The organism is Aliiroseovarius sp. Z3 (genome assembly GCF_029105185.1).
In the GTDB taxonomy this organism is placed as follows: Bacteria; Pseudomonadota; Alphaproteobacteria; order Rhodobacterales; family Rhodobacteraceae; genus Aliiroseovarius.
On the sequence record NZ_JAFMZK010000004.1, the window covers coordinates 36,100 to 56,310 of the forward strand.

The 20,211-nt window shown below is 58.7% G+C and carries 19 protein-coding genes and 1 tRNA gene; 11 read left to right on the forward strand and 9 right to left on the reverse strand.

Features of this window, described 5'->3' with window-relative positions:
• Positions 1-36: 36 nt before the first annotated feature.
• The gene (locus J3R80_RS08280) at positions 37-318 is read right to left on the reverse strand and encodes a glucose-6-phosphate isomerase (RefSeq protein ID WP_275393303.1); all 282 of its coding nucleotides are present in this window, start codon (positions 316-318) and stop codon (positions 37-39) included.
• A gap of 418 nt (positions 319-736) precedes the next feature.
• Between J3R80_RS08280 and J3R80_RS08285 the strand changes: the two genes are divergently transcribed.
• The 8 genes from J3R80_RS08285 (at position 737) to J3R80_RS08320 (ending at position 9,653) form a co-directional block, all read left to right on the forward strand.
• On the forward strand, positions 737-2,047 hold the full coding sequence (locus J3R80_RS08285; protein ID WP_343075820.1) for a short-chain fatty acyl-CoA regulator family protein: 1,311 nt from the start codon (positions 737-739) through the stop codon (positions 2,045-2,047).
• 142 nt (positions 2,048-2,189) lie between these two features.
• Positions 2,190-2,558: a response regulator gene (locus tag J3R80_RS08290; protein WP_275393305.1), complete on the forward strand. Its 369-nt coding sequence runs from the start codon at positions 2,190-2,192 to the stop codon at positions 2,556-2,558.
• A gap of 54 nt (positions 2,559-2,612) precedes the next feature.
• Positions 2,613-2,927, forward strand: coding sequence for a hypothetical protein (locus tag J3R80_RS08295; RefSeq protein ID WP_275393306.1), 315 nt, complete (start codon positions 2,613-2,615; stop codon positions 2,925-2,927).
• Positions 2,927-5,638 (forward strand): ATP-binding protein, encoded by a 2,712-nt coding sequence (locus J3R80_RS08300; RefSeq protein ID WP_275393307.1) that lies wholly within the window; start codon positions 2,927-2,929, stop codon positions 5,636-5,638. The genes J3R80_RS08295 and J3R80_RS08300 overlap by 1 nt, the downstream gene beginning before the upstream one ends.
• 58 nt (positions 5,639-5,696) lie before the next feature.
• Positions 5,697-6,707: a flagellar motor switch protein FliM gene (locus J3R80_RS08305; protein ID WP_275393308.1), complete on the forward strand. Its 1,011-nt coding sequence runs from the start codon at positions 5,697-5,699 to the stop codon at positions 6,705-6,707.
• An 82-nt stretch (positions 6,708-6,789) separates the two neighbouring features.
• A complete protein-coding gene (locus J3R80_RS08310; protein WP_275393309.1) occupies positions 6,790-7,116 on the forward strand; it encodes a TraR/DksA C4-type zinc finger protein in 327 nt (108 codons plus the stop codon).
• 65 nt (positions 7,117-7,181) lie between these two features.
• A complete protein-coding gene (locus J3R80_RS08315) occupies positions 7,182-7,394 on the forward strand; it encodes a hypothetical protein (protein ID WP_275393310.1) in 213 nt (70 codons plus the stop codon).
• Positions 7,395-7,559: 165 nt separating this feature from the next.
• A complete protein-coding gene (locus J3R80_RS08320; RefSeq protein ID WP_275393311.1) occupies positions 7,560-9,653 on the forward strand; it encodes a 3-hydroxyacyl-CoA dehydrogenase NAD-binding domain-containing protein in 2,094 nt (697 codons plus the stop codon).
• Positions 9,654-9,680: 27 nt separating this feature from the next.
• Here J3R80_RS08320 and J3R80_RS08325 read toward each other — a convergent pair whose 3' ends face one another.
• On the reverse strand, positions 9,681-9,896 hold the full coding sequence (locus J3R80_RS08325) for a hypothetical protein (protein ID WP_275393312.1): 216 nt from the start codon (positions 9,894-9,896) through the stop codon (positions 9,681-9,683).
• Positions 9,897-10,050: 154 nt separating this feature from the next.
• Here J3R80_RS08325 and J3R80_RS08330 point away from each other — a divergent pair, with 154 nt between their 5' ends.
• On the forward strand, positions 10,051-10,308 hold the full coding sequence (locus J3R80_RS08330; protein WP_275393313.1) for a DUF2312 domain-containing protein: 258 nt from the start codon (positions 10,051-10,053) through the stop codon (positions 10,306-10,308).
• A 55-nt stretch (positions 10,309-10,363) separates the two neighbouring features.
• Here J3R80_RS08330 and J3R80_RS08335 read toward each other — a convergent pair whose 3' ends face one another.
• Complete coding sequence (locus J3R80_RS08335; RefSeq protein ID WP_275393314.1) at positions 10,364-11,239, reverse strand: hypothetical protein; 876 nt, start codon at positions 11,237-11,239, stop codon at positions 10,364-10,366.
• A gap of 89 nt (positions 11,240-11,328) precedes the next feature.
• On the opposite strand from J3R80_RS08335, the gene J3R80_RS08340 reads away from it, so the two are divergent.
• Together J3R80_RS08340 and J3R80_RS08345 are read left to right on the forward strand one after the other, a co-directional pair.
• Positions 11,329-12,990, forward strand: coding sequence for an iron ABC transporter permease (locus J3R80_RS08340; RefSeq protein WP_275393315.1), 1,662 nt, complete (start codon positions 11,329-11,331; stop codon positions 12,988-12,990).
• Between the two features lie 47 nt (positions 12,991-13,037).
• A tRNA-Thr gene (locus tag J3R80_RS08345) sits at positions 13,038-13,113 on the forward strand.
• A gap of 294 nt (positions 13,114-13,407) precedes the next feature.
• Here the strand turns inward: J3R80_RS08345 and arsJ are convergent.
• From arsJ to J3R80_RS08375, 6 genes are all read right to left on the reverse strand, one after another.
• Entirely contained in the window at positions 13,408-14,682 is a 1,275-nt protein-coding gene (gene arsJ, locus J3R80_RS08350; RefSeq protein ID WP_275393316.1) for an organoarsenical effux MFS transporter ArsJ, read from the reverse strand.
• Positions 14,679-15,677 (reverse strand): ArsJ-associated glyceraldehyde-3-phosphate dehydrogenase, encoded by a 999-nt coding sequence (locus J3R80_RS08355; RefSeq protein ID WP_275393317.1) that lies wholly within the window; start codon positions 15,675-15,677, stop codon positions 14,679-14,681. Before J3R80_RS08355 ends, arsJ begins: the two co-directional genes overlap by 4 nt.
• Positions 15,674-16,519, reverse strand: coding sequence for a helix-turn-helix domain-containing protein (locus tag J3R80_RS08360; RefSeq protein ID WP_275393318.1), 846 nt, complete (start codon positions 16,517-16,519; stop codon positions 15,674-15,676). The genes J3R80_RS08355 and J3R80_RS08360 overlap by 4 nt, the downstream gene beginning before the upstream one ends.
• Before the next feature lie 70 nt (positions 16,520-16,589).
• On the reverse strand, positions 16,590-17,375 hold the full coding sequence (locus J3R80_RS08365; RefSeq protein ID WP_275393319.1) for a PaaX family transcriptional regulator: 786 nt from the start codon (positions 17,373-17,375) through the stop codon (positions 16,590-16,592).
• Positions 17,376-17,381: 6 nt separating this feature from the next.
• Positions 17,382-19,409 (reverse strand): phenylacetic acid degradation bifunctional protein PaaZ, encoded by a 2,028-nt coding sequence (gene paaZ, locus J3R80_RS08370; protein ID WP_275393320.1) that lies wholly within the window; start codon positions 19,407-19,409, stop codon positions 17,382-17,384.
• Between the two features lie 34 nt (positions 19,410-19,443).
• Entirely contained in the window at positions 19,444-20,202 is a 759-nt protein-coding gene (locus tag J3R80_RS08375; protein ID WP_275393321.1) for a Phenylacetic acid catabolic protein, read from the reverse strand.
• Positions 20,203-20,211 lie beyond the last annotated feature (9 nt).

Sequence of the window (20,211 nt, forward strand, 5' to 3'; positions counted from 1 at the left end):
CTAAGACGCGCCCCTTAATAAGCTGTGATGCGCCGATCAAACCGGGCAGGGACGAGTGCGATAAGTGCCGTCGCCGTTCGAATATGCGCACTGGTTGGTGTGGTAGTTACGGGCAACCAAAAGCCCAGCCGCTGCACCTGCCAAAGTGGTCAGCACGGTCCAGTTCTTGTTCGCGCCGATCGCATTTGCTGTGATCAACCCGGCCCCAATACCGGCCACACCGCCAACGATGGTTTTTTCCTGATCGGTCAGCGGGCGATTACAGGCGGGTAAAGCCAGCGTTGCAACGCAGGCGAGGGTCAGAATGGTTTTCTTCATAGTATCCTCCTGGATGAATCATAAGTTCACCTTAGTTTGTAAGGATTTGTAGCGGCAAGGGAATGTTGTGCGCCGCGTCGGGGCAGTAAGCGGCGGGAACCCGCCAAGCGTGCTGGATTGCCTTGTAAGAGGTGTGGAAGATCGACGGATTCTTGCGTCACGAATGCCTTCGCGGTCTGAAACATTAGATGATTTGCTTGACATCTAGGTGGTCGCGACAAGCGCTGCTGTTGCTTTACACTTTCTGGTCAAACGGGAGTTTACCAAAGATAATTGTTCATTAAATATTTTATATCTATCAGAAATATTGTAAAAAGATCGGAAACAAGTCAGCGTTTTTGTAAAATCTTGGCAGTGACCCTGCTCAGGACGCCATGGGAGAACGGCCATAACTCAGTCCCGCCTTACAGGAAGTCGCATTCGTGAGCGCAGATTGTTTCTTGGTCAGAAACAATCTGCTCTGGCCACAGCGGTTGGTATATCGGCAGCCTATCTGAATTTGATAGAACACAACCGCCGTCGGGCCGGTAGCAAGCTGTTGCAAGACCTTGCGCAGGAACTCAAAACGGATCCAAGATCCCTGACCGAAGGGGCCGAAGCCGCACTGCTGGGGGCGCTGCGAGAGGCCGGGCAAAGAATGCCCGAAATCGCGCCGGAACTGCATCGGTCCGAGGATTTGGCGGGACGGTTCCCGGGATGGTCGGCGCTGGTCGCCGCCCAGCATCAGCGCATTCGGGATCTTGAACAACTGGTCGAAGCTCTGTCCGACCGTCTGACCCACGACCCGGAGCTTGCCGCATCCTTGCACGAGGTTATTTCCGCCGTCACGGCGATCCGGTCGACCGTCGGTATTCTGACCGGAGGCGGCGAGATTGACCCGGAATGGCAGTTGCGTTTCATGGGCAATATGCGTGACGAGGGGCGGCGCTTGTCCAGCGCTGCGCAAGGGCTGGTTGAGTATCTTGAACCGGGGGCTGATCGCGATATGGCCCCGGTCGTTCCGGGTGAGGAACTGGCAGCGTTTCTTGATCAGCGCGACCACCATATCGCCGAACTCGAAGGATTGGACGACGCAACGCCGGAACAGGTCGCGGCCCGTATTGATGCCCTGACCGCGCAAGTGGGCGGTCTGGAAACGTCAGCGGCAAAAGATGTCGTGCGCCACCATTTTCAGCAATATCTAGACGATGCTGTCGCGATGCCGCTCGCTGCGTTCCAGGCGGCGCGTGCCGAAACCCTTGGCGATCCAAGCCGACTGGCGGACCTGTTCGACCAACCCTTACCCGCAGTCATGCGTCGTTTGGCGTTTGTTCCGGCGTGGGATGACCATCAGGACGTAGGGCTTGTGTCATGTGATGGATCCGGCACGTTGTCGATACGCAAATCCTTGCCCGGTTTCTCTCTGCCCCGGTTTGGGGCTGCCTGCTCGTATTGGCCTTTATATCAGTCGCTTAGCCGCCCGGGGCACCCGTTGCGCACTGTGGTTGAAATGCCCGGGCCGACCCCTCGCAGGTTCCTGTGCCAGTCTGTCTGCCTGCCACGCGATGCGCTGCGGTTCGACCTCCCCCCGGTCCATGAAGCGTTTATGCTGATTGAACCACTGGACGATACGCGGACGGGCGGTTCGGATGGTCCGGTATTGCCTGTGGGGTCATCGTGCCGCGTCTGCCCACGAGAGGGATGTGCAGCCCGGCGCGAGGCGTCGCTTTTGTCAGCAGATGCCCGTTGATGCCAGGTTGGGCCAGAGCCTCGCGTTCAGCTTGGGCCGATGCCCCGCTGCCATCCGGTTTGGTTTGTTTTGACATGGGTCTGTGCATTGTCGATATTCATCGGCAAGGGTGCGGCGAAAGCCAACCCAAGCGGAGGGATAGATGACAAAGCAAGTGCTCGTCATTGAGGACGAACCGAATATCGTCGCGGCGATCAGTTTCATCCTCAGTCGGGATGGCTGGACGGTAGGCACTCATACCAATGGAGAAACGGCGGTGCAGGCGGTGTTGGACGCAAAACCCGACGCGTTGATCCTTGATGTAATGCTGCCGGGTCGGTCTGGCTATGACATATTGCAGGATCTGCGTGCCCATGACGTGACGCGCAGGCTGCCTGTCCTGATGCTGACCGCACGCGGTCAGCGCACGGATCGTGAACAGGCGGAGCGTCTTGGCGTGAACCGGTTCATGACCAAGCCTTTCTCGAATGCCGAGGTTGTCGAAACCCTGAACGAGCTTTTGCCGGGGTAACGACGCGATGCCGTGCCGCAAGACACTCATGTTAGGCAAGCGGGCAAACCCTGTATGAGGTTTCGGCGCGAACCTCTGTTTCTGGCGCGCCAAAGTTATCGGCGGCGACGGTTGGAAGATGCCGCGCGGCTGTTGCCAATGCTAGGCGTGTTCCTGTTTCTTCTGCCGTTGTTGGCCACCGATATCGGCACGGCGGCGCAGGGATTATACCTTTTCACCGCATGGTTTGGCCTGATCGTTGCAACAGCGGTCATCGCGCGGGGGCTGACCCGTAGGCCCGATATCTCGTACGACCCGGACAGCAATCATTCACCAACCCTGTCGGACGCGCCATCGACCTCCGCGAAACGGCGTGAGGGACGGGATTAATGCTCAGCTTCAATACGCTGGTCGCGGTCTGTCTGCTGTATGTGATGGGTTTGTTTCTGGTGGCATTCGCGGCTGATCGCAGTGCCGCGCGCGACAAACGCCGGCTTCTCAGTTCTCCGCTGATCTACACATTGTCGTTGTCGGTTTATTGCACGGCGTGGACTTTCTACGGTGCTGTTGGCTATGCCGCACGGTCCGGGCTTGAGTTTGTGACCATCTATCTTGGACCGACCCTTGTGATGATCGGCTGGTGGTGGTTTTTGCGCAAACTGGTGCGGGTTGGCCGCGCGCAGCGTGTGACGTCGATTGCAGATTTGCTGTCGTCTCGTTACGGCAAGTCGAACCTGCTCGGGGTCATTGTAACGCTAAGCGCCGTCATTGGAACGACGCCCTACATCGCATTGCAGTTGCAGTCGGTCACATTGGCGTTCTCGGTCTTTGCGCGGGATCGCTCGGCGGGCTGGAATGTTCCCGATCTGGATGCCACGGCCCTTTGGGTTGCGGGTGGGCTGGCGCTGTTTACCATTCTGTTCGGCACACGGAACCTTGATGTCAACGAACGTCACCACGGTGTGGTCACCGCCATCGCGGTCGAGGCTGTGGTCAAACTGGTGGCCTTGCTGGCCGTCGGGGTCTTCGTGGTTTGGGGTATTGGTGGCGGGCCGGCCAACATCGCGCAGACCGTGGATGAGGCGATGCGGGCCACCCCCAAAGATGCGTGGACCATCACGGGGGGGCGCTGGGTCGGGTTGACCTTCTTGTCTGCCGCCGCGTTTCTGACCCTTCCGCGTATGTTCCACGTGCTGGTGGTGGAAAACCCGGGCGAGCGCCAGCTTGCCGTCGCCTCGTGGGCTTTTCCCGCCTATCTGTTTCTGATGAGCCTGTTTGTCCTGCCCATCGCCGTGGTCGGGCTTGGCACTTTGCCTGCCGGTGAAAACCCCGACCTGTTCGTTCTGACCATACCGCTGCATTTTGATCAGGATGGTCTGGCGATGCTGTCCTTTCTTGGGGGGTTCAGTTCAGCGACGTCGATGGTGATTGTGGCGTCGATTGCCCTGGCCACGATGGTCTCAAACCATGTTATCATGCCGATCTGGCTCTCCATCCGCCCGAAAGAGGCCACGGTGTCGGGCGATGTGCGACAGGTGCTGCTGGCGGCCCGCCGCCTGTCGATCATCGGCGTATTGGTGCTGGGCTATCTGTATTTCCGCATGTCAGGCGGCGGCACCGCGCTGGCGGCAATCGGGATGATTTCCTTTACCGGCGTTGCGCAGGTCTTGCCCGCGATGGCGGGCGGCTTGCTGTGGCGGGGGGCTTCTCGAAACGGTGCAGCGGCCGGGCTTATCACCGGATTTGTGGTCTGGGCCTATACGCTGTTTCTGCCCAGTTTCGGCGATGCAGGTTTGATGAGTGCTGGTTTTCTGGCCGAAGGCCCGTTTGGGATCGCATGGCTGAAACCTCAGGCATTGTTCGGCGTCTCGGGTTTGGATCCCGTGGTTCACGCGGTTTTCTGGTCGATGATCCTGAACAGTTTTGCCTTTATCGGCGTCTCGCTGATGTCGTTTCCCGGTCCACTGGAGCGGCTGCAAGGGGCGCAGTTTGTTAATGTGCTTGATCATACCCACCAGACGCATGGTGGTGTTTTTCCGGCAGCCGTGGCCGAGGATTTATTGGTGATGGCCCAACGCACCATGGGGGCAGACGCGGCACAAAACCTATTCCAGACACAAGCCCGCGCGCAGGGGAAGGAAGGATATCTGCCTGACACCACCCCTGATTTCATCGCTCGGTTGGAGCGGGCGCTTTCCGGTTCGGTCGGCGCCGCGACGGCCCATGCCATGATTGCGCAGATCATGGGCGGGGCAACCGTATCGGTCGACGACCTGATGGCGGTTGCCGATGAAACTCAACAGATGCTGGTTTACTCGTCTCAGTTAGAGGAAAAGCAGAAAGAACTGACCAGCACCGCGCGGCAACTGTCTGCCGCTAATGAAAAACTGACGCAATTGTCGATCCAGAAAGATGCGTTTCTAAGCCAGATCAGCCACGAGTTGCGAACCCCCATGACCTCGATCCGCGCGTTTTCCGAGATTTTGCGCGATGGGGGTGCCAAAGATGCGCAGGCCGCTGAACAACATGCTTCGATCATCCACGACGAGGCGTTGCGATTGACCCGGCTGCTGGATGATCTTCTTGATCTCAGTGTGCTTGAACACGGGCAGGTGCAGTTGAATCCGCAACGCGAGGTGCTGTCGAAGGTTCTGGATCGCGCCGTCGCAGCGACCCAATCACTGATCGTTGCTGAAGATTTGCGGATCCATCGCGACCATGCGCGCGAACAGATCGTCATAGCAACGGACACAGACCGGCTGGCGCAGGTGTTTATCAACCTGATTGCCAATGCAGCCAAATACGGGGATGCCAAGTATAAACGTCTGACCATTCGTGTTAGTGTGCGAGACGGAGTTCTGCGACTTGATTTCGTGGACAATGGATCGGGAATTCCCACGGAAAGCCAGGCGATGATCTTCGAGAAGTTCGCGCGGCTGACGGACAATGCCGCAGCCGGTGGGGCAGGGCTGGGATTGGCCATTTGTCGCGAGATCATGGACCGGCTGGGCGGGGCAATCACGTATCTGCCGGGGCAACGCGGGGCGGCTTTCCGGGTCACGCTGCCGCTTGAAAAAATACCCCATCACGGGTGGAATTAAACCGATTGTCAACTTTGTTTTGGCAGGTCTGTTGCTATGCGACCAGAACGGACCAGACATGGCTGACCCCGATCAGATCAGCGCGATCCGCCAAAAGGCCGGTGCGCGTCGCCCGCCGCCCGAAATCCCGCCGGTGACAGCCGCCGGGGCGTTGGGAAAGGCGTTGGCGCGTGCCGGTGTTGCGACGGCGGGCCTAACCATCAATGCAACAGATGTCACGGAAGACCGTGTTGTTCTGTCAGGGTTGGGCGGAACCGCCATGGACAGTGATCTGCTGGCCATTGCCGAAGGTGCGGACAGCCGATTTGGCTTGTTGATTGCAGACCCCAATCTGGTCGCGGCGGTGATCGAAATACAAACTGTCGGTCGGGTGCTGCCAACCCCGGCGCACCCGCGTCCCGCCACGCGCACGGATGCGGCGATGTGTGCGGACTTCTTCGATCATGTGTTGGAAGGGCTGGAGGATGCGTTGACAGCGGCACAGTTGCCCGTGGCCGCCCTTTGCAATGGGTTTCGTTTCGCCGTCCAGATGGACGACATGCGCGCCGCTAAAATGGCGTTGCCCGACATTGCGTATCGCCGCTTTCACGCTGCGCTGGATCTGGGGGATGGCGGCAAGCAAGGGCATCTGACGCTTCTGCTGCCGTTTGATGCGGCCACGCCGTCCAAATCCCCTGAAACCATCGCCGATCAGGACAATGCGTCAGAAATCCCTCCCATCCTTTTGGATGCCCACGTTGAGCTCCATGCCGTCCTGCATCGCACACGAATGTCATTGGACGATGTTACGGGATGGACGTCCGGCATGACCGTCATCCTGCCCCGCGACGTTCTTGGCGCAGTTGTGCTGGAGGATCTGTCCGGCCATGCGCGCGCCACCTGTCGGCTGGGGCAGGCGGGGGGGCAGCGGGCAGTGCGGATCGGGTCGGACCGGTCGGGACAGACGGAGGATTTGCCTGCGCCGCCGATCACGTCGCAACCCGAACAAGTGGCTGTTCCACCAGCGTCACTGCCGAAGGACGAGGTCAAGACCGGCGCGGTTTCGACAGCGGCGGAAAGTCCTGCCTGACAACCGCGCGTGGTCGGCTTGACCTGTGTCAAAGCAACCGGCTTTGCTTGGTTCCAATATCAGGCCGAGAAGGAGAAACGTTATGGTTGATGTGAACAAGTATCAAAGCATGTTGAAGGCGCGTCAGAAAGAGCTGAATGCCCGGCTTCACGAGATCGAAGAAGAACTGGAGAGCCATAGCTCCAAGGACTGGGAAGAGCTGGCGGTCGAGCGCGAAGAAGACGAAGTGCTTGAAGGTTTGGGGACTTCCGGGCAGGATGAACTTGTGAAGATTAAGGCGGCGCTCGCGCGTGTAGACGAGGGCGAGTTCGGTTTCTGTGTAACCTGCGGTACCGAGATTTCGCCGGAGCGTCTTGATGTAGTGCCGCACACACCATTCTGCCGTGATTGTGCCGCGAAGCATGCTTGACGCATCGCTGGGTGCAGGCGGGGTGCGAATACCAGAACACATCAACACGAACCGTGGAGGAGAAAATGGCATTTGAAGAGCTGAAAGCCTCGATCAGCATGATCCTGGACGAAATTGCCAAGCGACCCGAAGACCGTCATGTGTTGCAAGAGCAGCTGCGCGAGAAAATCTCGGAGCTGGAGAAAACCGGTCAGCCGGTGCCCGAGGATTTCCGGAAATTTGAAGCCGGCCTTGAGGATGATGACGCCGACGATCTGTTCGACAACATGCCCGTCTGATCGGAAAATGCCGGCAAACTGCCGAGCGAGCGTTCACCGCCCACGCTATGTTATTTGTGCAGCATTTCCGACCAATTGGTCGGAAATAGCTGGTTTTCGCCCCCAGACCATTGACAAAAGGCGCTTTTATCTGGCGACTGAGTGCAGGCAGGGACGGAGGCGCAGATGACAGCACAGGTTCAATATGACGTCGTGGATGGCGTCGCCCTCATCAAGATTTCAAATCCTCCGGTCAATGCGCTTAGTCAGGTGATCCGACAAGGCTTGATGGATGCGTTTGAAGCTGCCGATACCGATGATCGCGTTGGTGCCATTGTCCTGTCTGCCGAAGGGAAAACGTTCCCGGCCGGTGCCGATGTGCGCGAATTTGGGCGCCCGCGCGCCGCCCCTATCCTGTCAGATGTCTGCGCCCGGATCGAAGCCTGTCGGAAGCCGGTTCTGGCTGCCATTCACGGCCATGCGCTGGGCGGCGGGTTTGAACTGGCGCTGGCTTGCCATTATCGGATCGCACTGCACGACGCGACCATGGGATTGCCCGAGGTTAATCTGGGCGTGCTTCCGGGTGGCGGTGGGACGCAACGCACGCCACGCATCGTCGGTGCCAATGCGGCGCTTGAGCTGATGATCACTGGCAAACCAATCACCGCCGAACGGGCAGCCGAGATGGGTCTGATCGAAAAGGTGATCCACAAGAACCTTGATCGGGCGGCACTTGCCTCAGCCAAAAACATGATTGAACAAGCGACCCCCACGCGCCCGACGCGCGAACGAACCGAAGGGTTCGCAGATCCGGTTCGTTTCACCGAAGCGATCAAGTCCTGGCGCAGTCGTGTGGTCGGGAACTATGTTCCCTCTGTCCGCTGCATTGTCGACTGTGTCGAAGCGGCCCTTTTATTGCCCTTCGAGGCCGGTATCGCATTGGAACGCCAGTGTTTCGATGATTGCGAAACAGGGGCCGAGGCGACGGCATTGCGCCACGCGTTCTTTGCCGAACGGCGGGCCGCAAAAGTACCTGAACTGAACGGCGCCAGGTTGCGGGATGTGTCGACCATCGGTGTTGTTGGTGCCGGCACGATGGGCGTGGGTATTGCGATTTCCTGTCTTGATGCGGGTTTCCCCGTTACCTTGGTTGAACGCAGTGATGACGTGCTGGCGCGCGGTGTGACCCGGATCAAGGACAATTACGAAAAATCGGTTGGCAAAGGGCGTATAGATCAGGCGGCCGCCAATGAACGTATGGCGCGCCTGCATGGCACCACGGATATGGATGACCTGTCACAAGTCGATCTGGTGATCGAGGCTGTGTTCGAAGATGAAACCGTCAAACGCGAGGTGTTTCAACAATTAGACAAGGTCATGCGCCCCGGTGCCATTCTGGCGACCAACACGTCCTATCTGGACATTGATGCGCTGGCCGCAACGATCTCGCGACCTCAGGATGTGGTTGGGTATCACTTCTTTTCACCCGCGCATATCATGAAGCTGCTCGAAGTCGTCGTGGGGAATAAAACCCACCGTGATGTTGTGGCGACGGGTTTCGCGTTGGCGAAGAAGCTGAGAAAAGTACCGGTGCGGGCTGGCGTCGCAGACGGGTTCATCGGTAACCGTGTCCTGGCGGCCTATCGGCTGGCCGCGGATTTCATGCTGGAAGACGGGGCAAGCCCCGCACAGATCGACGCCGCGATGCGGGCCTATGGGTTCCCGGTCGGTCCGTACCAGGTTCTGGACATGGCGGGGCTTGATATATCCTGGGCGCGCCGCAAACGCTTGGCCGCCACGCGCGATCCCGAAGACCGATATGTCTCGGTCGGTGACCGCATGTGCGAAGAAGGGTGGTTTGGTCAGAAAGCGGGCCGGGGCTACTATGTGCATGGACACGGGCTTGGGCCGGTGGAAAATCATGATGCGCTGGCAATTATTGAAGATGAGAGGCGCAAGAAGAACATCACGCCGCGCACGTTTTCGGATGATGAGATTCAACAACGGTGCCTAAATGCCATGGCGAATGAAGGCGCACGGCTGTTGGATGAAGGTGTCGCGCTACGACCGTCAGATATTGATGTGGTCTTGCTATATGGCTACGGGTTCCCGCGTTTTCGCGGTGGTCCAATGATGGCGGCAGATACCCGTGGGTTGTTGGCGGTGAAGAATGCGTTGATATCCTATCAACCGGAAGAGCCGAAATTCTGGGCACCGTCACCGCTGTTCGACGAGTTGATCAAGAATGGGCGCCACTTCAGCGATCTGAACGACGACTGAGGTAGACGGCAGCCGCGGTGCCCAGCGTCAGGACAGCGAAACACCCAGAATTACGCACATCAGCCCAATCACGGATAAAGCCAATCCACCCATGTTCAGGGTCATCGCCTTTTGAACGCGCGCGCGCAGGGCTGCGTCGTCAAGATTTTCACGCTTGGCCTTCATGACCCTGAACGCGCTTGCCAGCAACCCGGCCAGTCCGACCAACGACATGATTGCACCGATAATGATAAGCCAATCCATGGCGTCCTCCGATCTGATGAGGATCGCCTAGCGTGCTGTGGGGATCGGCGCAACCCCGGCGGTGGCTTGCCGTTCTACATTTTTCTGGTGTCTGACGCACTTGAAGCGGGCAGGGCGACGGGCTAGTCAGGGTCAACCCGAAGAAGAGGATCACATGGACGACACTCAGGCCGACAACAGCTATCGCGTAACCGCCAATGAACTGCGCCAATTCGTCGAGCGGATTGAGCGGCTGGATATGGAAAAGAAAGACCTTGCCGACCAGCAGAAAGAGGTGATGGCCGAAGCCAAGGCACGCGGTTACGACACAAAGGTCATGCGCAAGCTGATCGCACTGCGAAAACGCGACAAGGACGATATCGCCGAAGAAGAGGCGGTGCTGGAGATGTATAAGGAAGCGTTGGGCATGTAAGCCTGACCACGCACGACGATGAAAACCCGCCCTTGTTGGCGGGTTTTTTTGTTGATCACGTCAGCAGAAGGGTGACGCCCTCAATCCTTTGGATTTGCTCAAGATCACGGTCATAGGCGTCACTCAGATCGTCAACCATTGCCGCCGTCCAGCCCGGAAGGTCGATTTCTTCTTCGACCGCATCTTGGATGGCAAATTTTTCAAGGAACGTGATGATCACGCGCTGACGCTGTTGTGGGCTGGGGATCTCGGTCTTGCCCATATAATCCACCATGCGATCAAACCCGTCCGGTGTCATGATGGGCCTGAGTATGTCCAGCGCGCCGTCCATCGGTGTGCTGTCGCTGACGCCAGCGATCACCTGCATGATCTCAAGCCACAGAAGGGGCGTGTCTTCGTTACACCAGACAGTGATCGGTGTGCCGGGATTGGCTTCGCGGATTGTCAGCAGCATATCCGACCATCGCAGGCCATGCGGATCAATCTGGGCCAGAAGAGATGCCCGGTCATGTGCGGGCACCGCGTTCAGAATGGCCGGTACAAACGTCGCGGGGTTGCGCAGACCGATGAAAAAGCTGACCTCGTGATTGGCAAACAGATTACGGATCCAGACCGTATTGCGTTTGGCAAGATGATAGAGCTGGTTGTTTTCGATCGACCGGTGGGGGGCACCCATGAAGTTCTTGTGCCCCAGGATCAGGCGCTTTGCATCTGTTCTGTCAACAAACGTGTCCAGCAGCATGTCTTGCGTATCATCATCGGCGCGGGCCCCCTGTAGCTTCACCAACGCGTCAGCAAGCAGCCCGCGATACCGGCCGGGGCCGGGAACTGCGACGCCCATTTTTGCCAGATTGCCGCTGTTTTTCAGCAGTGACTTCGTCAGATTGTCATCGTCTGTGCAGTGGGCACCAAGATGGAAACAGATTTGCATACAGAGCTGGCCTTTTTTGCAGTCGACCCTATGAAACATATGGTGGATTTCTGGACAGTTAAACCTGTTTCGGGCTAAACGCATATTCGATGACTGACCAAAAGACTCAGATTGCGACACCGCGGCCCGCTCGGCGCTTGCTCGACCTTTGGTCCGTCGGAGCAATGGTAATCGCGCTTTTGGTGCTGTTGCCCATCCTGTCGATCATCTGGATGGCGATGACCCCGGCCGAGAACGCATGGCCGCATCTATTGGCCACGACGCTGCCCCGATATGTCTCGAACACGCTGCTGTTGTGTCTTTCCGTCGGTCTTTTGTCGGCCGCTGTTGGGACCGGGGCGGCCTGGCTGATCACCATGTATCGGTTTCCCGGCTCGCGCTGGCTTGAATGGCTATTGCTGACACCTTTGGCGATCCCAGCCTATGTTGGCGCCTATGCCCTTGTCGATTTTTTGGAATATGCGGGCCCTGTGCAAACGGGAATGCGCGCCTTGTTCGGATGGGAGAGCGCGGCTGATTATTGGTTCCCCCAAATCCGCTCGCGCGGGTCAGCTGTTCTGGTTCTGGCCGCTGCCCTGAACCCCTATGTATTCCTGCTGGCCCGTGCAGCTTTTCGTGAACAGTCTGGTGACGCGTATGAAGTCGCCCGCGCCTTGGGGGCAGGGCCGTTTGCACGATTTTGGCGGGTCGGAATGCCTTTGGCACGCCCAGCCATCGCTGGCGGGGTCGCCATTGTCATGATGGAAACCGTATCAGATTTCGGTGTGGTGGATTACTTTGCCGTTCAGACCCTGACGACGGGGATATTCACCGTCTGGCTGGAAAGCCACAACGCCGGAGGGGCGGCCCAGATCGCTATGGTGATCCTTGTCTTCGTGTTCCTGTTGGCTGCGCTTGAAAAAATCAGCCGCTCACGAAGCCGATTTTATCGCATGTCCCGCCAAAGCCGCCCGGTTGAGGCGCGTGCGCTATCGCTGGTGCCCGGCATTCTTGCGCTGATCGCATGTGCTATCCCCTTCGTTATCGGATTTGTTCTGCCGGTTGGCGTGTTGTTGGCGCATGCGGTTGCAAAGCCGGAGTATTGGTTGTCAAACGGGCTAGCGTCCGCATTGTGGCATACACTCGTGGTGGGTGGCATTGCCGCGGTTGTGACTGTCACAGCCGCATTGTTTTTGGTGTATGGCGTCCGTTTGACCGGGCGGCCACTTCCAAGAAAGCTGATGCCGCTCACGACAATTGGCTATGCGGCGCCTGGTGCAGTGCTTGGCATAGGCATTCTGATCCCGATGGCAGCGACGGACAATATGCTCGCCGATGGCGTTTTGGCGGTGACAGGGTGGGATCCCGGTCTGGTGATGACCGGAACCGCCTTCGCGGTGGTCTATGCATATTGCGTGCGCTTTTTTGCCATTGCACAGGGGGCAGCCGATGCGGCGATCGAACGGGTTTCGCCCAATTTGCCGATGGCCGCACGGTCGCTGGGACGATCAGCGCGCGGCGCATTGTCTGAGGTTTATGTTCCCCTGATCAGAAGTTCCGTTGGGACTGCTTTGCTGTTGGTGTTCGTGGACAGTGTGAAAGAGCTGCCTGCAACCTTGCTTTTGCGCCCTTTCAACTACGGCACTTTGGCCACCAGAGTCTATGAACAGGCGTCGCTGGAACAACTCGGCCAGGCCGCGCCCCCCGCCTTGATGGTGATTGCCGTGGGCCTGTGCGCCGTGGCCCTGATGGCCCGCGCAAGCCGTCGCTAAACCTTTTGCTTGAACCCGCTTGCAGAACCCCTTAAATGCGCAGCAGTGCCCCTATAGCTCAGCTGGTAGAGCAACTGATTTGTAATCAGTAGGTCCGCGGTTCGAGTCCGTGTGGGGGCACCATAATTCCCTGTAATCGCTGATATTAATCGCTCGACCATTCTGGACTTGTGATTTGGATACCGGTGTTGAGCCGAATGGTGTCCAATCGAGATTCGTATAACGCGGTTCGACCTGCTGTCGACCAGAGTACCAAAGGCGATGATGCAGTTAGCAACGCAAGGTGCGCCGGTCCGTCTGGCCCTTCTCAAACGTCGAGCAGCGTTTAGAAGGACCAGCCGCTGATCAAGTGATATCCCGATAGTGCCCGTAGATGACGTTGGATGGATGCGAGTGTCTTGGCCAGATTCGCAGCGGTCAGTTCGAGCCGGGTGTGATCTGTGGCTTTAGAAAACCGACCGCGATGGCTGATAGTGCAATCATCACGGTTGCGGTCCCCAGCATCAGGGCAAGCCCACCGATTTGAAAAGTCAGGCCTGATAAGACGGTTCCCAACAGGCGGCCAGCGGCATTGGCCATGTAATAGAACCCCACATCCATCGTGACCCGTTCGGCGCGGGTGAATGTCAGGATCAGATAGGAATGGAGTGATGAGTTGACGGCAAAAATGACGCCGAACAGAAGCAGCCCTGCGATCAATATCGCGGTCAGCCACGTTTGAGGTTGCGGAAGGATAAAGGCCGCCAAGGTCAAGAGGGCGGGCACAACTGAAAGCCCCCAAGCCCAATGCCGGGCGCTTGTGATCAGGTCGGCATCAGTATCGTTGGCGGCTTGCAGCAAGCGGGGAGCAGCGGCTTGCACGGCACCATAAAGGATGGTCCACAGCGCCATGAAAGAGCCGATCAGGAAGAATGCCGCTTGGTTGCCCTGTTCGCTGCCGTCCGACAGCACCGCGTAGAAGTAGATGGGGATCCCGACCACGAACCAGACATCGCGCGCGCCGAAAAGAAAAACGCGTGCAAGGGAAAGCCAGTTCACGTTTGATGATTTCGAGAAGACTTCGGAAAACTTTGCCCCTTTTCGCCCTTTCGGCAGGCCGGGAGGCATGGCGATCAGAATGGCAACAAGGATGACAGCAAGAATGCTGGCCATGCCCAGCACAGCTGGCACGAACCCAAAGGTAGCCAACAGGCTGGCGCCAAGCAAGAAGCCGATCCCCTTGACCGTGTTTTTTGAACCGGTCAGCAACGCGACCCAGCGGAACAAACCGCCTTCTGCGGTTGGGGCCAACAATTTTACAGCTGACTTTGACGACATCTTGGCAAGGTCTTTGGCGACCCCGCTCGCGCCCTGAACCGCCATGACATATGCAACGGACAGGCCGATGGCCCAGTCCGGATCAAGTTGCGCCAGCGCCAGAAGGGCCACGACCTGAAGGCCAAGCCCGGCATAGAGGGTCGACGTCAGCCCGAACCGTGCGGCGATCCATCCTGCACCCAGATTTGTCACCATACCTGCAATTTCGTAGAGCACGAACAGGTAGGCCAATTGCACAGGCGAGAAACCCAGCCGATGGAAGTGCAGAAGAACCAGCATGCGAAGCGCGCCATCGGTGAGCATAAACGCCCAATAGGCGGCGGTGACCGCGATGTAAGCTGATAACCCGTCTGGCCGGGTGGGCGCGTTGGTCACACCGATCCTCCGACCATCAGGGCGACGTCGACCAGGCGGTGGGCGTATCCCATTTCGTTGTCATACCAGATATAGACCTTCAACTGCGTGCCATTCACCACCATGGTTGAAGCTGCGTCAACAATGCCTGACCGTTCATCATTTGTGTAATCGGTCGACACAAGGGGCCGCTCTTCATAGCCCAGAATCCCCTTGAGCGGGCCGTCAGCCGCAGCTTTGAACAGGGCGTTGACCTCCTCTACGGTGGTGGGGCGGTCAACCTCGAACACGCAATCGGTCAGCGAGGCATTCAATAGCGGCACGCGAACCGCGTGGCCGTTCAGACGCCCCTTGAGATCAGGATAGATCAGTGTGATTGCCGTGGCGCTGCCCGTGGTGGTCGGAATCAGGGAGTTCAAGGCCGATCGCGCCCGCCGCAAGTCTTTTGCAGGCCGATCCACGATGGTTTGGGTGTTGGTCACGTCGTGGATCGTGGTGATCGACCCGTGTTTGATGCCTAGGTTTTCATGTATGACTTTCACCACGGGTGCCAAGCAATTTGTGGTGCAACTGGCCGCTGTCACAATGTTGTGGCGGTCCGGTTCATAGGTGTCATCGTTCACGCCATAGACGATGTTTGCGGCGTTTGCGTCCTTGACGGGTGCTGACACCACCACTTTCTTCACACCTGCGTCGAAAAACGGCGCGAGTTTGGCCTCGGACTTGAACGCCCCTGTGCAGTCGATCACCACATCGACGCCATCAAGAGGCAGTTCGGCAATGTCGCGAGTTCCAATAAATGGCAACCGCACCCCGTCGATGGTCACGCTGTCAGCATCGAATGCGAATTTCGCATCCCAGCGGCCATGCACCGTATCGAATTCCAGCAAATGCGCGTGCATTTCTGGATCGCCGACGGCATCGTTGATCCACGCGATTTTCGCGCCACGCTCAAGCAGAGGCCGTAAAGCAAGTTTGCCAATCCGCCCCAATCCGTTCACTGCATAGACGGTCATGCGGACGCCCCTTTTTCCATTTGGCCGATCTCATCCACGACCTTTTGCAACGAGATCCGATCCAGCGACGCAAACGGCAATGCGGCAAAGGCGATGATCCGGTTGCGCAGCGCACCATAGGCGTGTTGAAACGCCAGGCTTTTTTCCGCGCTGGACCCGTCGACCTTGACCGGATCAAGCATCCCCCAATGGGCGCTGACCGGCTGCCCGGTCCAGGCGGGGCAGTCTTCGTTGGCGGCGTGATCGCAGACGGTGAAGACGAAGTCGAAATCGGGCGCGTCGTTGCCCTGAACGGCTGCGACATTCTTGGCGTTCAGAACGGAAATATCATGGCCCTTTTGTTCCAACACCTCCAACGCGAAGGGGTTCAGTTCGGAATAGGGTTTGGTGCCGGCAGAATAGGCGTTGAAGCGGTCGCCTGCCTCCTTGCGCAGGATGGCTTCGGCGAAGATCGAACGGGCCGAGTTGCCGGTGCAGATGAACAGGACGTTGTATTTCCGGTCAGTCATGGGACGGGTTCCGTGCAAGGTGGGATAGGAAACGGGTGAGCAGATATCGGGGCGACCACGACAGCAGTCGAGCAGCAGATGGTCGAACGTCTCGCGCACTGTTTCGATATCAACCGAATAGCGCAGCGATGTGCCAGCACGTTCTTGCGTTACCAGTCCGGCCTGCATAAGCGCGCTGACATAGGCCGACAGCGTGTTTGGCTTCAGGTCAAGCGCAAGCGCGATTTCGGTTGCCGGAACACGATCCGGGAAGCGGCGCATGAGCAGCCGGAACACAGCCAGTCGCTGAGGATGTCCAAGTGTGGACAGGCGTTGGGGAATCAATATTTCCATAATTCTGGAATTAGAGAATTAGTAGAGGCGACGCAACCCACCATTGCTCCTACCGCGTCATTGGCACCGCTTAGGCAGGGAAATCGTTTGCGTCGATGGGACCAAGACGATTTAGCTGCTCATGCACCTCGGTCCGCAAACGCGCATCTGGCGACAGCTGCGTCAGTGGCAAGTTGGGCAAGCGCAAAGCAATGCGTCGCCATCGGTGCAGGATCAAAAGGCGGATGGCGGCGCGGGACAATGCTGTCAGATCGGAATGATCCAAGTTCCGCGTGACCTTTAGCGCAGTTGCGAAGCGTTGCGCTTCTATTCGGACCGCATCGGGAAGCAGTGTTTGCATTATGTTATCTGGCAAAACGGGCGTGCTGTCCGAAAACAGGATAAATCCGGCACGGCTTTCCGGGCTGGACGTGCCAAGAAAGATGCCCGGGGCGAGTTCGGTAAATCCCTGTGTCATCAACGATTGTTCGTATTCAGATTGGTCGGGGGACAGAAGCGTAACAGCCAGGAACCATCGTTCGGGGCTGGGCAAGCCGGGGCCGTAGATGCGTTCGGCGACGGCGTTGGTTTGCGCGCGCCCGTGGTCTGTGAGCGAATAATGCGACCCGCGACCTGCACGCCGACTGGTGATCCAGCCATCCTTGCGCAGTCGATGCAGGGCGACGCGTGTTGCCTCTGGCCGAATGCCAAGTGCGCCCATCAATGCACCCAACGTGGTGCCGGAAACGGTTTCACCCCGACCACGCGCCATGTCGCCCATGATGGTCACGATAACTGACCAGACGCGCAAATCCCCGTCGCCCCGAATGTGGGACAAGATGTTTTGTACCTCGTCAGAGAGCGCGGGTGTATCCATGTGATGTCAATACGCGTTCATGGTCAGCAGCTCGTATTCCGCCACCAGCTCGCTGTTCTGATTGGTAAGCGTCACGTGCCAACGGACCTCGCCATAGTCATCGGTGCGCCGGGTTTTGGCTTTGACTGTCAGGCGCACGGAAATGCTGTCACCCGCTTCGACCGGCTTCATGAAGCGCAGATTGTCCAGACCGGTATTGGCAAGGACCGGTCCTTCATCAGGGGACACGAACAGCCCTGCAGCAAAGCTGATCAGCAGATAGCCATGCGCCACGCGCCCCGGGAAGAACGGGTTTCGCTTCGCTGCCGCGTCATCCATATGCGCATAGAAGGTGTCGCCGGTGAAATGGGCGAAGGTCTCGATTTCTTCCAAGCTGATTTCGCGCGACTTGGTGTGCAGCGTCTCGCCAATCGACAGCTCGCCATATTTACGGGTGAACGGGTGGGCGGGGCCTTCGATTTCCGTGGCGCCCGGCACCCAGCGGTTGCCGATGGCGGTCAGGATGTCGGGGCTGCCCTGAATGGCGGTTCGTTGCATATAGTGCAGAACGCCACGCACGCCGCCCATTTCCTCGCCGCCGCCAGCGCGACCCGGACCACCATGCACCATATGGGGCAGGGGCGAACCGTGACCGGTCGCCTCCTTCATCGAGGTCGCGTTGTTGAAGTAAAGCCGCCCGTGGAAGGCTCCGGCGCCCATGGCGACCTCGCGGGCCACATCGCCCGAGCCGGTAATGACCGAGGCGACCAGCGAGCCTTCGCCTTTGTTCGCCAGTTCGATGGCGTGGGCAATGTCTCGGTATCCCATGATGGTCGAAACGGGGCCGAAAGCCTCGCATTCATGCACGATGGTTGCCGTGTCAGGATTTTCGCAGTGAAACAGCATCGGTTTCAAGAAGGCACCTGCATCCACGTCCCCAGCGAAGTCACTATCATCGGGATTGCCATAGACAAGCTTGCTTTCCGATCCGATCGCGGCGGCTTTTTCCAGCACGTCCGCCTTCTGGCTGGCCGAGACCAAAGCGCCCATGCGCACGCCTTCGGCGCGCGGGTCTCCGATGACGGTTTTGTCCAGACGGGCTGACAGGGCCTCGATCACATTCTGAACCTGTGCTTCCGGTGCGATGATGCGGCGGATGGCGGTACATTTCTGACCGGCTTTCGTGGTCATTTCGCGATGTACCTCTTTGATAAAGAGGTCAAATTCGGGGGTGTCGGGCGTCACGTCCGGGCCAAGGATCGACGCGTTCAGGCTGTCCTGTTCAGCGACAAACCGCACTGAGTTCTTCAGGATGTTCGGGTTCGAGCGCAGCATCGACGCGGTTTGCGCCGAGCCGGTGAAGCTGACGATATCCTGCGGGCCAAGACGATCCAACAGGTCGCCCGTACCGCCGGAAATAAGCTGCAACGCGCCCTCGGGCAGGATGCCGCTATCCAGCATGATGCGCACGGCGGCTTCGGTCACGTAAGACGTGGCCGTCGCCGGTTTCACGATGGCAGGGACACCGGCCAGCAGGGTCGGGGCCAGCTTTTCCAGCATCCCCCAGACCGGGAAGTTGAAGGCGTTGATGTGGACGGCCACGCCTTGCAAGGGCGTTGCGATGTGCATGCCAAGGAAGGTGCCGTTTCGCGACAGCTGCTCGATCTCGCCGTCAATATAGACCTTGCCATCGGGCATCTCGCGACGCCCTTTCGAGGCGAAGACGAACATGGTGCCGACCCCGCCGTCGATGTCGATCATGTGGTCCGACTGTGTGGCGCCCGTGTCAAAGCTGAGGTCGTAAAGTTCCTGCTTATGGCTCCCCAGATGCAGCGCCAGAGCTTTCAGCATCTTGGCGCGGTCGTGAAAGCCCATCTCGCGCAGGGCAGGGCCGCCTTTGTCGCGCGCATAGTCGATCATCGCCTGCATATCCAGATCCGCGCCGCCTGCTTCTGCAAGCGGCAGCCCGGTGATGGCCGAGGCGATGGGGCGGGCATTCGCACCCGGTGCAATCCATTGACCAGCCGCGAAGCTGGAGACTTTCATCAGGGTCATGCTCTGTCCTCTGTTCGAATTCGGTCGGGGGCGCTTACGGTGCACTCAGCCCCAGTTTTTTCAGTTGTGTGGCGGCGGCGGCTTCCCATTCCTCGCGCAGTTCCGCGTTCGACGAATGGCGCAGGCCGAAGGCTTGCAGCTGGCTGGCGCGGGTCGATACGTCCTTGCCGAAGCTTGCCGCCACACGGGGCCACCAATAGTCGACGCTGGCTTGTAGATCGGACGTGCTGGTGCCGGTTTCCACCAGACGCTCGATGCCCTCGGCGGCTAGTTCGGCGTGACGGGCCTCGATGGGTGCAACAGCGCGGAAGGCTTCTGCGAGCGGCGCATAAGAGACGCGCTTGAACTCGCTCATCTGCACGCCCACGGCCAGACCCATCAGAAGGTTCATGACCACCGCATCCGCCCAGCCCTGCATCGGGTAGTTGAAGACCGACAGGCGCATGTCCGTGTCGGTGCGCGAGGTGCCGATATCGGCGTCGCGCGACAGACGATCGGTCCACGGGTGGTGGTTGGCATAGCGCGCGGTGTTGGCGCCGAAATCGCCCATGATCGACAGAACCTTGTCGGCATTGTCGGTCTTTTCCAGCACGATCTTGGCCGCTGCGATGCGTTCCTTGATGCCGGGGCCTTCGTTGATAATGTCGGCAAAGCCAGCAGCCCCTGCCAGCGCCGAGTCCACAAAGGTGGCCATCAGGCGCATCAGTTCGGCGCGATAGCGCGCTGGGACGTTTTCGGGGTTGGTCAGGACACCGCCCTGAGCCAGATAATCGGTGATGCTCATATCAGACATTGGGGTCTC